The sequence below is a fragment of the Paenibacillus tritici genome (genome assembly GCF_013204885.1).
Classification (GTDB): domain Bacteria; phylum Bacillota; class Bacilli; order Paenibacillales; family Paenibacillaceae; genus Paenibacillus_AQ; species Paenibacillus_AQ tritici.
In genome coordinates this window covers 351,692-366,037 of sequence record NZ_JABMKX010000004.1, presented here as the reverse complement: position 1 = coordinate 366,037, position 14,346 = coordinate 351,692, and the positions used below count along the sequence as shown (strand labels likewise).

General features: G+C 52.0%; 14 protein-coding genes. 1 reads left to right on the top strand and 13 read right to left on the bottom strand.

Annotation, left to right across the window (positions count from 1 at the left end):
• Nucleotides 1-98: 98 nt before the first annotated feature.
• The 13 genes from HQN87_RS09300 to mobB form a co-directional block, all read right to left on the bottom strand.
• Nucleotides 99-1,703: a response regulator transcription factor gene (locus HQN87_RS09300; RefSeq protein WP_173131085.1), complete on the bottom strand. Its 1,605-nt coding sequence runs from the start codon at nt 1,701-1,703 to the stop codon at nt 99-101.
• Nucleotides 1,704-1,746: 43 nt separating this feature from the next.
• Nucleotides 1,747-3,510 carry a sensor histidine kinase gene (locus HQN87_RS09295; protein ID WP_173131082.1) on the bottom strand — a complete coding sequence of 588 codons (1,764 nt, stop codon included), beginning with the start codon at nt 3,508-3,510 and terminating at the stop codon, nt 1,747-1,749.
• Nucleotides 3,511-3,710: 200 nt separating this feature from the next.
• A complete protein-coding gene (locus tag HQN87_RS09290) occupies nt 3,711-4,559 on the bottom strand; it encodes a carbohydrate ABC transporter permease (RefSeq protein ID WP_173131078.1) in 849 nt (282 codons plus the stop codon).
• On the bottom strand, nt 4,556-5,518 hold the full coding sequence (locus HQN87_RS09285; protein WP_173131075.1) for a carbohydrate ABC transporter permease: 963 nt from the start codon (nt 5,516-5,518) through the stop codon (nt 4,556-4,558). The genes HQN87_RS09290 and HQN87_RS09285 overlap by 4 nt, the downstream gene beginning before the upstream one ends.
• A 166-nt stretch (nt 5,519-5,684) precedes the next feature.
• Nucleotides 5,685-7,022, bottom strand: a complete 1,338-nt coding sequence (locus HQN87_RS09280) for an ABC transporter substrate-binding protein (RefSeq protein ID WP_173131072.1) — start codon at nt 7,020-7,022, stop codon at nt 5,685-5,687.
• A gap of 245 nt (nt 7,023-7,267) precedes the next feature.
• On the bottom strand, nt 7,268-8,143 hold the full coding sequence (locus HQN87_RS09275; RefSeq protein WP_173131054.1) for a hypothetical protein: 876 nt from the start codon (nt 8,141-8,143) through the stop codon (nt 7,268-7,270).
• 32 nt (nt 8,144-8,175) lie between these two features.
• Nucleotides 8,176-9,330 carry a DUF4367 domain-containing protein gene (locus tag HQN87_RS09270; protein WP_173131051.1) on the bottom strand — a complete coding sequence of 385 codons (1,155 nt, stop codon included), beginning with the start codon at nt 9,328-9,330 and terminating at the stop codon, nt 8,176-8,178.
• Nucleotides 9,312-9,869 carry an RNA polymerase sigma factor gene (locus HQN87_RS09265; protein ID WP_367272679.1) on the bottom strand — a complete coding sequence of 186 codons (558 nt, stop codon included), beginning with the start codon at nt 9,867-9,869 and terminating at the stop codon, nt 9,312-9,314. Before HQN87_RS09265 ends, HQN87_RS09270 begins: the two co-directional genes overlap by 19 nt.
• Before the next feature lie 293 nt (nt 9,870-10,162).
• Nucleotides 10,163-10,654, bottom strand: coding sequence for a pyridoxamine 5'-phosphate oxidase family protein (locus HQN87_RS09260; RefSeq protein ID WP_173131046.1), 492 nt, complete (start codon nt 10,652-10,654; stop codon nt 10,163-10,165).
• A gap of 106 nt (nt 10,655-10,760) precedes the next feature.
• On the bottom strand, nt 10,761-11,468 hold the full coding sequence (locus tag HQN87_RS09255; RefSeq protein WP_173131043.1) for a DNA alkylation repair protein: 708 nt from the start codon (nt 11,466-11,468) through the stop codon (nt 10,761-10,763).
• Between the two features lie 53 nt (nt 11,469-11,521).
• Nucleotides 11,522-12,007, bottom strand: coding sequence for a molybdenum cofactor biosynthesis protein MoaE (locus tag HQN87_RS09250; protein WP_173131040.1), 486 nt, complete (start codon nt 12,005-12,007; stop codon nt 11,522-11,524).
• Between the two features lie 4 nt (nt 12,008-12,011).
• Nucleotides 12,012-12,620 (bottom strand): molybdenum cofactor guanylyltransferase, encoded by a 609-nt coding sequence (gene mobA / locus HQN87_RS09245; protein WP_173131037.1) that lies wholly within the window; start codon nt 12,618-12,620, stop codon nt 12,012-12,014.
• 25 nt (nt 12,621-12,645) lie between these two features.
• Nucleotides 12,646-13,215 (bottom strand): molybdopterin-guanine dinucleotide biosynthesis protein B, encoded by a 570-nt coding sequence (mobB, locus tag HQN87_RS09240; RefSeq protein ID WP_173131034.1) that lies wholly within the window; start codon nt 13,213-13,215, stop codon nt 12,646-12,648.
• A 185-nt stretch (nt 13,216-13,400) separates the two neighbouring features.
• On the opposite strand from mobB, the gene HQN87_RS09235 reads away from it, so the two are divergent.
• The gene (locus HQN87_RS09235; protein ID WP_173131031.1) at nt 13,401-14,114 is read left to right on the top strand and encodes a YwiC-like family protein; all 714 of its coding nucleotides are present in this window, start codon (nt 13,401-13,403) and stop codon (nt 14,112-14,114) included.
• Nucleotides 14,115-14,346: the final 232 nt, after the last annotated feature.

Here is a 14,346-nt window from a genome sequence, read left to right as displayed (position 1 = left end):
ACAGTAAGTACGCGCTCTCTCCTTGAACCCGGGCTATGATTTTCCGCCCATGGCAGGACCGCCGTCCCGCCAATGCCATCAGACTTCATTAGGCGCATTCATTTGATCAGCTCTGTCGGGTTCATACCGGTGATCTTTTTGAATAGTGTGCTGAAATAAGGAATGTTCTTGTAGCCCACCCGTTCCGCCACTTCATAGACCAGCATATTGCGTTCCATGAGCAGCTCTCTGGCCTTCTCAATCCGCACCCGGGTCAGGTAGTTGTTGAATGTCTCCCCGGTGATATTCTTGAAGATAATCGACAAATGATTCCGGGAGATGAACACCTTATCCGAAAGATCGGCCAGCGTAAGCTCCTCGGCATAATGCTCATGGATATAGTTGGTCATGAAATCAACAATCTGCCTGTGCTTGCTGCTGCCCTTCCATTGGCGGCTGGCACAGATCGCTGTGATCTTGGCGGATAACCAGCCTGCCAGCTGATCCGGCACGGCCAGGTTGCCGATCTCCTGGGCGATCTGATCATTGGTGAACAGGTCATCGAGCACGAATCCTGATTCATATAAGGCGTAGGCAATAATTCCCCACAGTTCACTGCCGAGCATCTGCACGTAGCTGGCGGAGACCCCTTGCTGCGCTTGCAGCTCCGCGATGTAACCGTATACAAGCTGTTGTGCCTCAGCCTCCTGTGAAGCCTTCATTGCAGCGGCCAGCTTATAAGAGAACTTGACCGGGAAGAGGACTCCCCGGTCCTGCCCGCTGCTGTGACTCTCCCGGTAGCAGTACACTTCATAAGCCGGGCTGATCCGCAGAGCTCCGTGATCCATGGCGCGGAAGGCCTCTTCCGTCGATTCGGGAATCTTCGTCCACGTATCCTTCAGTCCTCCTATACCTATGCGGACCATCAGCCGAAGATACGAGCTGATGCTGTCAATCAGCCGGGTCGCCAGCTCCTCAAGCTGCTGCGTGCATTCTGCGTCAGGATGAATAATCAATAATGCCCTGTTGCTGTTCAGCTCTGTATATTCCATGTTGGCAAAATGCTTGCGCGTTACCTCACAGGCAATATTGCTGACCGCGAAGCGAAACAGATTCCAGTCAGAGACCGAGAAGGAACTCGCCCGGTCATCGCGGATCAGCTCGATTCCGATCGTGGCATGGCGGCGTTCCAGCCAATAATGATACGAAGACGGAAGATGGGTATTGTTGCGGTACGCAGGGTCCAGCGTGCCGACTGCTGCCGAACGAACCCATTCCTTCTCGACAAACGGCTCGTATAACATCATTTTCAGCTCAAGCTCTCCTTGCCGGGTCCGCTTCTCCTGCTCTTTGACCAGCTCCGCAATGACCTTGGACAGAATCGTTCGGAGTGTGGGCAGACTGATCGGCTTGGAGACATAGTCACTGACCTGAAGCCTTAGGGCTTGCCTGGCATGTTCAAAGTCTGAATATCCGCTCAAAATAATAATTTTGCCCTTGAAGCCCTCGTTCCTTAATTGCTCCATCATCTCCAGGCCACTCATCACCGGCATATAGATATCGGTGATCACAATGTCCGGGCTGGCTGCTCGGATCATCGTAAGCCCGTCTCCCCCGTTAAGCGCCTCACCGGCCCATTCTGCACCCAGCTCCTCCCATGGAATCGCCCGCTTCATTCCCTGAAGTACCTGGCGCTCATCGTCAATAATAGCGATCTTCCACATTATCTGTGCCTCCTTAAGCTTCTACATCCCCGCAGCAGCGGTATCAGCCTTCTTTCGCAGCCAGCGAAGCCGTCAGTGTCTGTGCCGGAGCCTCTGTGAGCAGCGGCAGAATAATCTCCACCCGGGTCCCGCCTTCTTCACGCTCCTTCAGCGTAATCCCGTACTCATTGCCGAAATATCCGGCAATCCGCTCTCTCACATTACGTATGCCATAGCCGCCGGTGCGGCGGCTCCTCGGCCGCTCCTCCGGCTGCTTCAGGCCTGCTCCATTATCGTCAATAATAATCTGCACCGCTTCCTCTAACATAGCCATGCGGATAGAGATATGACCGCTGCGCTGCTTGTTGAATCCGTGAACAATGGAATTCTCCACGAAAGGCTGCAAGGTGAGCTTAGGGAGGTAGATCTCCTGAAGCTCCGGTGCCACATCAATCTGGTACTCCAGCCCGTCCCCCCAGCGAAGCTGCTGGATCTCCAGATAACACTGAATATGCTGCAGCTCTTCAGAGATCATGATGAAGCTCGCCCCATTGGATAAGCCGATACGGAACATCTGGCCCATCAGCTCCAGAATCCGGCTGAGCTCATCCTGTCCGGCATCAATAGCCATCCAGTTGAGCTGGTCCAGCATATTATAGAGGAAGTGAGGATTAATATTGGCCTGCAAGGCCTCAATCTCCGCTTTGCGCTGCTGCTCATAACGCCGTTCGAGCGACAGGTACAGCTCCTCGATACGGTCGTTCTGCTTGCGGTAGCCGGAGAATAAATAACCGAATTCATTCTCGTAATCTATAGGCAGCTCCTCTCTATGCCCGCCTACAGAATATATCTTCATAGCGCTTACAAGTTGCTTGATCGGCTTGGTAAATTGCTTGCTCAGATAATGCGTCAGCAGCAGGACCAGCAGAATAGCCCCAATCCCGATCAGTCCGATCCATTCCGCCAGCTCCAGACTGCTTGCCGTAATCTGTTTCCAGGAGGTGAATTCGAGCAGCGTCCAAATGGAGTTGTCCATTCTGGAATAGACGAGCAGGGTATTGCCGGAATTCTCATCCCCGGGAATATGGACATAACCTGAGTTGTTACTCTTGAGATCGATCCATTTGGACCATTCACTCTGTTCGAGCGTCTCCCCGATGCTCAGAATCTGCTTCCCCCCGCTGTCCGCCATGATCCGGTTCGACCCGGAGGAGTTACCGGTCAGCAGCGCACGGATCTCCTTGGCCTTAATATGGACGACCAGCACACCGAGATAGTCGTTCTCGTTCATTACCTTTCTGGCGAAGCTTAGAACCGGAATCTCCCCCTGCACGCTGGGAATGGAATGCTCCCCCGACCAGGCGAAATCGCTTTTCACCAGATTCCTGGCCCAGGACTGCTTATCCAGATCGCGAATATTCCGGAATTGGATATAGCTCTGGCCGTCGCTCGGCATCGGCTCATCCATATACAGGTCAATCCCCTGAATCAACGGAATGGCATAGGTCAAATTGCCGAGCGCACTCTCAACGCTCACACGCTTGCGGTACCGCTCGAAATCATCCTGCCTGTTCAGCAGAAAGGTCGTCAGCTCGTTGTCCCGTGAGGTGGACAGTGAGATCTGCTCAATCATATCCAGCCGGGTGCTGATTTCATTATTCAATTCGTCCAGCAGCCGCTGCTGATAATGAGAGGTGGTCTGTACAAGGGCCTTGGAGGAATTGCTGTAGCTGGTCCATGCAGTAACGGCTATTACCAGAATAAGAACGATAGCAAAGCTATGAAAAAAAAGTCGGTCGATCCTGTATTTCTTAAAAGGATTGATCAAGCTATCCCCTTCCTTCGCCTCCGGCTCACACAAGTAGAAACGGCTTTACCGTCCTTTCAAAGGACGGTGCCGTTTCAGCGAGAAATAGAAGGATAAATTATTGTGTAAAACATATAATTGCTTATATTTCGAAATAAACGGTAAAGCGGCGAATAAGGCTCTGTCGCTTTACCGTTATCAGACGGATGTTTTTTAACATCTTATCCCTTTATCCCCGTTGTCGCAATCCCATCCACGAAATACTTTTGCAGGAATATGAATACAAGGGTAGCCGGAATAATCGAGACAAGCGACATGGCCAGGAGCTGGCCCCACTCGGCAGCAGACTGTGAGTCATTAATCATGCGCAGCGCTAGACCAACCGTGTATTTGTCAACCGTGTTGATGTACAGGAGGTGACCCAGGAAGTCATCCCAGTTCCACAGGAAGCAGAAGATCGTCACCGTCACCACCGCCGGGAACGCCAGAGGCATAACCACTCTCCAGAAAATTCCGAACCATGAGCAGCCGTCGATTTTGGCCGATTCATCCAGCTCCTTGGGCACACCGCGGATAAACTGAATCAGCAGGAAGACGAAGAAGCTGCCCCCGGCCCCGCCTGCCAGCAGATGGGGAACGACAAATGGCAAATACGTATTAACCCAGCCCAGCTGATGGAACAAGGCATACTGGGGAATAATCAGCACCTGTCCCGGCATCATCAGCGTCAGCATCAGAATGGAGAACCAGAACTTCTTCAGCGGGAAATCCAGTCTGGCGAAGCCGAAGGCAACCAGCGTGCAGGATAACAGGGTTGCGATCAGCACCATAATTTCAAGGCCGAAGGTGTTGAGATAGAAGTCAGTGAATGTGTGTCCGGGAACCGAATTCCAGCCCTTGGTGAAGTTCTCCCATTGCGGGACGGACGGGAAGATTCCCGGCGAGCTTAGCTCGGTGCTGTCCTTCAGGGATGCCCCGATCCACCAGACAATCGGATAGACCATGAGGAAGCTGAAGAGAATCATGAATACATGCCGGAGTGCAGGCTTCCAGTTCAAAGTTGTTGTCATTTGCGTTTTTTCCCTCCAGTGTCAGTCTCATAGAATACCCAATACTTCGAGGTGTAGGAGATCAGGAGCGTTGCGGCTACTATGGCGACCAGCATAATCCAGGCCAGTGCGGAAGCGTAGCCCAGCTCATAGCGGCTGAATGCCCGTTCGTACAGGTACATGGCATACACATATGTAGCATTCATCGGACCGCCGTTCGTAATCACAAAGGCCGAGGTGAACATCTGGAAGGCATTAATAACGGCCATGATCAGGTTGAAGTAAAGGATGGGCGACAGCATGGGCAGTGTGATGCGGAAGAATTGAACGATTTTGTTGGCCCCGTCCACTGAGGAAGCCTCGTACAAGTCATTCGGAATCTGCTTCAGTCCTGCCAGGAAGATGACCATGGTGGAGCCGAATTGCCAGACCGTGAGCAGAATCAGTGTGCCGAGCGCTGTGTCGGGATTGGTAATCCAGCTTTTGCCCTCGATGCCAAAGACAGCAATCAGCTTATTGAAAATCCCGTCTACGCCGAAGATGTTACGCCACAGCAGGGATACCCCGATGCTGCCTCCGATGAGTGAGGGGAAATAGATCGCTGTGCGGTAGAAGCCGATCCCTTTGACAGCCTTGCTCAGAACCATAGCTACAAGCAGGGCCGCAATGAGCTTAAGGGGCACGGAAGCAAGCACATACATAACAGTGACTTTGGCGGATTGAATGAATTTGGGGTCTGCTGTAAAAATCCGTTCGTAATTGCGGGACCCGATCCATTGCATGGGCTGCATCAGGGTGTAGTCGGTAAATGAATAATACAGCGACAGGAATAACGGATACGCTGTCAGCACCAGAAACCCGATCAGCCAGGGCGAAATAAACAAATAGCCTGCAAGCGGCGCGTTCCACCGGCTTTTGAAATAGGAGCTTTTTTTGGGCGATGGTGCGGCTTGGGCTAAAGTGGTTGTGGAGCGGTTCATCTGTGGTCACCTCTTGTGGTCAATTTGTATAGCTTAAGTATATAATTGGCCCAGGTTCTTCTAAATAAGGGCAATGCTCGAATTCTTTCAAAATATAACGATTAATTCAGAGACCCGTTGATAAAGAAAGCCCGGGACATGGCTGCCCGGGCTTAAAGTTCACAGCTTATTTCTCGTAAGATTGCGAAGCTTCCTTAAGCTGCTTGAAGGCTTCCTCCGGTGTGGATTTCCCGAAGCTGAGCTGATCACGGACCAGCACCCAGTCTTTATCCACGAAGTTGGTCCAGCCGCCGGCTCCGGCCGACCAGGTCTGGCCATCCGGCTCTGTCGCACGGAGAAGTTCTAAGCCCACCTTATCCAGATCGCTCATATTCGCTTCCAGCAGGGCGGCATTCTCCTTGTTGGCCGGCAGGCCGCGGAAGGTTTTGGTGATTTGAGCCGCTTCCGGATCATTCACGAACCAGTTGATGAATTTCTTGGCTTCTTCGGCATGCTTGGAATTCTTGGAGACAGCCATGTACATCGACGGCTTCAGCCAGCCTCCGGCTTCTTCGGCACGCGGCATGGTTACAAGGGCATAAGCTCCTGGCTTAATACTGTCCCAGGTTCCCAGATTGTTGGAGAAGCTGTAGCGGAACAGGACTTTCCCTGCTGCCAGCAGGTCCATCTGCGGATCATTTTCCTTATCGGAGGCATTGACGTCCGCCGGAGGAACGAGGCCTTCCTTGCGCAGCTCTTCAAATTTCTTGGTCCATTCCAGATAGGAGGCTTCATCTACGTTGAAATGACCGTCATCCGTGATGACCTGCCCTTTGCCCTTGGCATATTGATAGGCGGAATACATGAAGTAGTTGCCCGCATAGTCCAGGGTGAAATATTGGCCCTTCGGCAGCTTGGCTTTGGATTCCTTGGCTAGGGCGAAGAATTCATCCCAGGTCCAGCCGTTGGCCGGATTCGCAATGCCCAGCTTATCCATCGCGGCTTTATCATATACCATACCGAAGGCTACCGATCCGAGCGGCACGGCATACTGCTTGCCTTCCCTCTGGCCCCCGGCCAGCAGCTTCCCGTCGAATTTGCTGACATCCACCTCAGGAGCCAGATCGGCCAATTGCTGGCGGGCCATCCAGTCCGGCATCCAGCCCGGGTCAAGCTGAACTACATCGGGAGCGTTGTTGGCCGCAGCCTGCGTAGATAATTTGTCCAGATAACCGTCCATCCCGGAATACTCCGGCTCGAACGTTACATTCGGATTGTTCTTCGTATACAAGTCGAGCGCCGCCAGGGTAGCTTCGTGACGCGGCTGGGAACCCCACCACATAATACGGAGCTTGACAGGTTCATTGGTGCTTGGAGCTTCAGTTGCAGCAGCAGTTGTGCTGGCAGGTGCCTCCGTAGCCGCTCCGGCATTGTTCACTTTATTTCCTCCGCCGCCGCAGGCAGCCAGTGTACCTACTATCGCTGTCATGGCCAACACCGAAAGAGAACGCTTCCATTTCAACATCTTTAACCCTCCTGTATAAATCTGTATTGTCTTGCTACATTGCTATAGTAACAAGATGGATTGGAAGTTCATAGAAGGGCAATGCACGAATTCTTATAAAATCTCACGGAAATAATATCGGCGTGCACGCCAAAAACACCTCCAAGGCTGTCCCCCATCCTAGCGATAGGGGCCAATTTTGAAGGTGCTTTACGCAGGTCTTCACGCAACGGACCAGATGATTGTCAAGCAAGCAGAACCTGCAGCTATTTCGATGCCTCCATAACCTGTCCTGCCAAAGCCAGCAGTTCCTCCTTGGTCAGGTGCCCGCGGTCTTCCGTGAGAATATAATTGACATGTGTTTTTGCATTCATCCATACAACCGACTTGTGCTCCTGCTTATCGTTAGCTGTATATATCACCTCTTGCCCATCGACTTTCAGTTTCTCCGACTGCGGCTGTACCGGCTCCGATTCAACCGTCTTCCCTGCAGCCCCTGCGGGCTCGGTTCTGAAAGCGAGGACTCCAGTTATTCCATTGACCGGAGCGGCCATAGTATAGATTAGCTCTATAGAAATCCGCTTCTCCTGCAGCTTCTTAACATATATTTTTTTGCCGGACGCCTTCCCCTCAGCAATCACCTGGTTCAATATCTGCTTCTGTTCGGAAGAAGTTTGATAGGGTGCAATTCTTGCCAGAGTAAAATTGTAGCCATCCGGGAGCTGATTCAGCTCCAGACGCATTGCGGTCTTCCCTGCCGCATACTTCTTGACGTATTCATCATAATTTCTGAATATAAGTGAATACGAGTTACTCCCATAGGACGAGCCGATGGGACTGGCCTGGTATTCCTTGTCATTAATGTATGCATACCTGATCTCTCCAGGCTGATAAGTACCGCTTAACGCTTTCTTTTGCTGGTCCAGAAGACTCTTGAATTTCTTCTGCTCTTGCTCCGCTTTCGCTCTAGCCTCCTCCATGCTGACCTGCGCTACATCTTTAACATCCGTCTTGATGGCAGGCAGGGCTGCTGCAGATTGTATTCTGGATGGGGCAGCAAACGCCTCCACTGAAGCCCCGCACTCTATACCCACTAATAGTGCCACACTTGTCACAGCCATGAACATTTTTCTGTAATTCATTGAGTTTCCACCTTTCTTTATGTGTACAATACTTAATTCATCATACCGGCAGCAATGCGGATAATCTCATCCTTGGTCAATGTGGTATTCTCAGCATTGGCTGTCACATCATAGACAATCTGCGCTTCCGGATCGGCCCAGACCAGTTTATACTTATACCCGACCTTGAAGTCTTCATTACCGGAGGGTTCGAGATAGATCAGCTGCTTGCCGCCAATATCAATATTCTCGATCGTTGTGGTTTTGGTCCACAGCAGAGTCTCTGCCGTTTCAGCCTTTTCATCAATACGTTTGGCGTTTAAATTTATCTGATTCTCACCATTCCTGTACATTAATGAAGAGGAATTAAAGGCAATGTTCCCCGCAGGCTCGCGTCTCCAGATCACCCGGAAGCCATCCCCAAGCTTGATCCCGCCGGTTCCGGCAAGCAGCTCTTTCTCTTCAATCTTTTTGATAGAGGGAGGAATCCATGCCTGGTCAAACTTATAGCCGTCCGGCATATACCCCGGCTGCTTCAAATGCGGAGCTAAATGCTTCTCTGCACTGCTTTTAAACGCTGAATAGTCCGTAAATTTCATCAGCGGGTGATACACCCCAAGCTGACTGCGTCCTTCCCGGCCATCCTGTTTTAATACAAATGTAGCATACTCTCCGGGGAGCAATAATTTTTTTATGGCATTATAGCCCTTATTATATTTTAAAGTCCACAGTTCATCCTCTTCGCGCTGCTTTCGCGGCTGGGGCTGAGAAGCAGCAGGATCGGGGGGTAAACCGGGAGTTAAGGGAGCTTTCAATAACGATATCATAAGACCTGACTTCGTAACTGGGAGCGGCTTGTAGGGCAGCACCTCATACTCGAATCCGGCCGCCTGCCGTGGCCCTCCGGTGTACCAGGAATACCCTCCTCCAAGCAAGACTATCAGGATGAGCGCCGCGGCCCAGCTTCTCACCGGCATCCGCAGTATCCGCTTCCGGTCCCGTGCTGATCTGGTTTCCGTCTCAACTCTACGCATAGTGTCAATTGCCTCCCCGCCAGGCAGGGGTGTCTCCAGCTCAGGAGTACAACGGATTTTGCCGAACCCTATGGCTTCCATCACAGGATCATGGATATCCACAGGTCTGACATCCATAGACCGGTCTCCGTCCTTCAAGAACTGCTCCTCCGGGGTCAATTCGCTTTTACCCATAGCTGTTTCTCCCTTCGTTCAATAGCCTTTTTGAGCTTGCCTCTTGTCCGTTCATATCTTTTTCTCACCGCAGGCGTACTTATCCCCAGAATCTCGCCGATTTCTGCAAACGATTTGTCTTCATAAACACGCAGAATCAACAAATTCCGGTCCTCCACATCAAGCTTCGCCAGAGCAGCCGAGACCGGCTCGCTGAACAGGCGGTTCTCGACCATTTGTTCGGCGCTGTCCACTGCAACCTCCTGCCGGAGCAGCTTGCGCAGTTGGAGCTGAAATTTCTGCCGCCGCAGCAGGTTCAGACAATGGTGGTAAGCGATCTTGTAGAGCCAGGAGTTGAGGTTCGTCTGCGGCCTGAACTGCCCGATATTCTGGTAAGCCTTGATAAAGACATCCTGCACCGCGTCCTCAGCCTCTTCCTTATTGTTCATCAGGCGGAAGCAGTAGAGGTATATCCGCTGCTGGTACAGCCTGATCACATCTGAGAACAGCGGGGCCTCTCCGGCCTGTATTCTTCTGATCTTCTCTTCAATAGAATCCACGTTGGTCTCCTTTCTTCTAATTCTTCTAATTCTTCTATTTTCTTCTGTTTCTATAAGATATAACACCTGAGCAGCCATCAGCGTGACATTTATTTATGGCGGAATCCGTATGTAAAAAAAACGCCGCCCTTGCGGGGCGTGCGTCCCGTTCAACTCCTATGAACAGGAAAAAATCCTGCCTAAAATACAACATTCCCCTGTTTATTCCGGCTCTATTTCAAAATTGTTGCACAAAAAGAGACCAACAGATACATCCTGTTGGTCTCCGGGGCAGAACCGGCTTCCAGAACCGTCTACTCCAACTCGACGGTCTGATTGAGGTTCAGCTTGTCTGTATCCTGATTAGTGATGCGTTTGAACATGTACATCGCCTTCTCAGCCAGATTACCGCTTTTCCAATATTCGGCTGCTTCGGCATGGACCTTGATCAGAATCACATCCGGGTCATCGTAACCGGTCTTCAGGAACGCCTCGTACCCCGCATTCCAGAACTCCTTCTTCTTGCTCACATCCTCCACAATCTCGGCCGTTCCACGGATGGAGACATAGAATTTATCGGAATATACGACATTCACCCGCGGATCATAGAGGATCTCTCCGAACTTGCTGGTATCCTTCTTGGTCAGGAACCACAGATCCCCGTCGAATTCAACTTCCTGCGTCTTCATGGGCCGGGAGACCAGCCCTTCGGCTGAGATCGTCGTGAACATGGCCATATCAATACCTTTGATCAGCTTGCGGACCGTCTCAACGGCCTCCTCATGACTGTGGTGTGTAGTTGACATACTAACCGCCTCTTTTCTTCCGGGATATGGAATAGGTTATCCAAACGCATAGCATTTATTAACCAGAAGCGGCGAAGCATTATCTATTTCACTACAATCCGGTGGATCAGCATCTTACATGCTTGCGTTTGAAGCCGGTACGCCCTTTATCGACAGCCTTCTGAATATTATCGTAAGCATTGATGAGCTTGCTCTTCGGCTTGTCCTTGTCCACCTCAACCGGGCCCACCTGCCTGGCTGTCTCGCACGCCAGATCATGCAGCGGCGAATAGGATACGGCTACGGTATACAGGAAGTTGTTCATCGAATAACGGGTCCGCTCCGGGGACTGATGAATACTCTTGCTCACCAGCTCCAGCATACCGGCAAGCTTGCTCTCTGAGAATTCCTGATCCGGGCGGCTTCCCAGCAGCCAGCAGTAACAGCTCCAGCCCGCCGACATTCTGAGGTCCTCCCCGCTCTTGATCCACTCATCGGCCACCTTCTGGGCAATATCCGCTTCAGCCAGGGTTACAGCCACCACGAAATCAGACAGCATATAGAAATAAGCCCCGTCCATCCACCGGTTATAGTCCGCTTCCGTCATGGCATTCGGATCAGCAATGATCCCGGCAAAATACATTGCATCATAATTGCCTGTGGCATACAGCTGTTCAGCCAGCGGCTGGTTGATTTTGGTTTGCCGGAAGATCGGCTTCATGGCACCGGTAGCTACTCCGTAGAGCGGTTCCCGTGCGCCGTTGGCGACATACATTTTCTTCGTCCGTTCCTTGCCAAGCGCTTCAAGCTCCTGCATAACCTGTTCTGCATTCACCTGTGCAACACTCCTTATTCGTGATGTATTCTTTTCAAAATGTAGACCTACCGCTACTTCCCGTCCTCTGCCGGAACATTCGGCAATAGCGGCCGTCCCTGCGGATAAACCGTTTGACCCAGCTGATCGCCTATCCAGGCTTGGCCGTCTTCGCCCATTTCTTTTTTCCAGATCGGAACGATTTGCTTGATCCGCTCAATCACGTATTCATTCGCCTCATAAGCGGCCTTACGGTGGGGGGAGGAGACTGCGATCACAACAGCGATATCGGTAATCTCAAGCCTGCCTACCCGGTGGGTAACCGCAAGCTTCGTATCCGGCCAACGCTCCAGCACTTCCTGCCCGATGCGCTTCAATTGCGCAACAGCCATGGACGGGTACGCTTCATATTCCAGATATAAGGTTCTTTTCCCCTGCGTGAACTCCCGTACCGTACCTATGAATAACGTAATCGCTCCGGCTTCCCGGCGCAGAACTTTATCCGATACCTCTGCCGGTATTATAGCTTGGTCTGTAATTTCAAACAATGAACTGTCCATAGGCTCACTCCCTTTCGATAGCTGCAAGCAGCTGCTCATACTGCCCGGGTGTATCTACATCTGCCGCACATTCCGCTTCGAATCCCGCCCCGGCAAGCTCGTCCTGGTCAACCCCCAGCCAATAGATCGAATCCAGTAGACCTGCCAGCCGGTATTGTCCGGCCTCCAGTCCTGCAATAATCCTTGGCAAGACGGGACGCGTCCGGTATACCCCATGCAGCATCTGATGTCTGCCGTCAATTACGGGAAGAACCGCATCATAGCCGCCTTCCTCCAGCCGGGTAAGCATCCAAGCGGCAGCCGGAGCCGAGATATTAGGGCTGTCACAGCCTACAACCCAGGAATAATCCGTCTCCACTCTGGCAAAAGCAGCATGAAACCCGCTTAACGGCCCATGCCCTGCGTATACATCCGGCAGATACAGGATATCAGACGGAAGAAGGCTCTGATAAGGGGAAGAATCGTTCGTGACCACCATCACCGCGGAGCAAACGGTCCGCATCTCCCTCACCTGCCGGACAATGAACGGTTCCCCGTGATAGGTCAGGAGTGCTTTATTCCGGCCCTCCATCCGGGAATTCCGTCCGCCCGCCAATATGATTCCTGTCAGCACAAGGGACACCTCCTGTAGGTTGTATTCAAGCTAGCAGCGACAGAGCCAGAGCGAGGATCTCTTGATCTACAAGCGCCTGATCCCGCAGCGGCAATATTGGGGAGCCATTCTGGCTCTTCCAAGCTTGGGAAGCTGCACTATGCCTATCCGCCGTCTCTTCCCAGCTTAACCACAGGCATATATTTGATGCTTCTTTTTGCAGCATTATCCTGTCCTCTGAACGGCGAATCAAGGCAATCTTGGGATAATCCGCAGATTTGAACCCCTCGGCGATCAGCAGATCCACCCTGCCGTGCATCGACTGCGCAATGTCTTCCAGGGAAGTCCCCGACTTCCGCATGACCCTTGTGGCCTCTGAAGAGGTCAGCACAGTCTCAACCGCACCGTGCAGCAGATGCCTGCTGCTGTCGGTCCCCGGGTCATCCAACCGGAAATCATGAGCATCCCGTTTGGCAGTGCCAACACGTATCCCTTGCGCGGATAGAGCGTGGATCAGCCGGCAGGCCAGGGTTGTTTTGCCGCTGTTCTTATAGCCTATGATTTGCAATACAGGAACCGGACTTCCTTCTCCTGCATACTGAGATTCCTTCGTCACAGTGCTTACTCCTCTTCTTGAGTATCTATCCGATTATAACATTGTTCAGCCTGCTTCCCATTCCCACTCTGCCGGTGCCGCACATGTGCTTCAAATCACCTGTGTTCCCCGCCCACAAAAAGTATAGTTAAAGAGTCTGGTACCTGACACCCCATGATCGTTCAAGGAAGGAGCTCCATGTCTCAATGAAAAAATATATCCCTAACCAGCACGGCGCCTGGGCGATGCTCGTTCTCCCGTTTCTGCTCGGAGTCACCGCCTCCAAAGGCCAATTCATACATATTCCGCTGTTTATCTGCTGGCTGCTGATCTATTTGTTCAGCTTCCCGTTATTGCAGGCGGTGAAGACCCGGAGATTCGCGCGGGTTGCCGGGCCGCTCAAGGTATATGGCATTCTGCTGGTCCCGTTCGCCCTCTATCTGGTGATCGTCCAGCCTGTACTGCTAGGGTTCGTGCTGCTGCTCTTGCCGTTATTTGCTGTAAATCTCTATTATGCCAGAACGAAGAATGAACGGGCCCTGCTCAATGATATCGCGGCTATTGTGGCATTCTGCCTGGTGATTTATCCGGTCTTCTATGTGGGGCGGGGAGAGAGCTGGCAGGCCGTGAACGAGCTGTTCGTGCTGGCTGTGCTGTATTTTACCGGAACCGCATTCTATGTCAAAACGGTCATCCGTGAACGGAATAATCCCCGCTTCTATTACGGCTCCGTGGGATATCATCTGCTGTTCGCCGCAGCCGGGCTGTTTCTGTTCCCGTCTCTGCTGGTCCCGCTGCTGATCCTGCTTCTGCGGGCAGCCCTTCTGCCAAGGACTGGCATTACCGCCAAACGTACCGGAATCATCGAGATCGGCTTCTCCGTCATGTTGTATGTGTCTGTGCTTGTATTATATTTCTAAAGCTTAATCGTCACTACGGAGAATATTTGGACTTCCGGCCGCTGTTGTCCCCAGATTTCTTGATTTGGAACCGCAGTTAGCGGTAGAAAATCCGGTGACAAAGGCGGTCGCTATCGCTCCTACAGTTCCAAAATCCCCCTCCGATCCTTATCGCTTTTCTTATTATATTCGGCTTATCAGCCTCTAAAAAACCAGGAAGCTCTTCCGCCGGTCATCCGCGCAGAGGAGCTTC

What these genes read in the sequence shown, in the direction of transcription:
- HQN87_RS09260 (WP_173131046.1), bottom strand. Translation starts at nt 10,654, where the DNA reads ATGTCAACTACACACCACAGTCATGAGGAGGCCGTTGAGACGGTCCGC.
- HQN87_RS09270 (WP_173131051.1), bottom strand. Translation starts at nt 9,330, where the DNA reads ATGGGTAAAAGCGAATTGACCCCGGAGGAGCAGTTCTTGAAGGACGGA.
- HQN87_RS09290 (WP_173131078.1), bottom strand. Translation starts at nt 4,559, where the DNA reads ATGACAACAACTTTGAACTGGAAGCCTGCACTCCGGCATGTATTCATG.
- HQN87_RS09300 (WP_173131085.1), bottom strand. Translation starts at nt 1,703, where the DNA reads ATGTGGAAGATCGCTATTATTGACGATGAGCGCCAGGTACTTCAGGGA.
- HQN87_RS09250 (WP_173131040.1), bottom strand. Translation starts at nt 12,007, where the DNA reads ATGGACAGTTCATTGTTTGAAATTACAGACCAAGCTATAATACCGGCA.
- HQN87_RS09275 (WP_173131054.1), bottom strand. Translation starts at nt 8,143, where the DNA reads ATGAATTACAGAAAAATGTTCATGGCTGTGACAAGTGTGGCACTATTA.
- HQN87_RS09280 (WP_173131072.1), bottom strand. Translation starts at nt 7,022, where the DNA reads ATGTTGAAATGGAAGCGTTCTCTTTCGGTGTTGGCCATGACAGCGATA.
- HQN87_RS09235 (WP_173131031.1), top strand. Translation starts at nt 13,401, where the DNA reads ATGAAAAAATATATCCCTAACCAGCACGGCGCCTGGGCGATGCTCGTT.
- HQN87_RS09285 (WP_173131075.1), bottom strand. Translation starts at nt 5,518, where the DNA reads ATGAACCGCTCCACAACCACTTTAGCCCAAGCCGCACCATCGCCCAAA.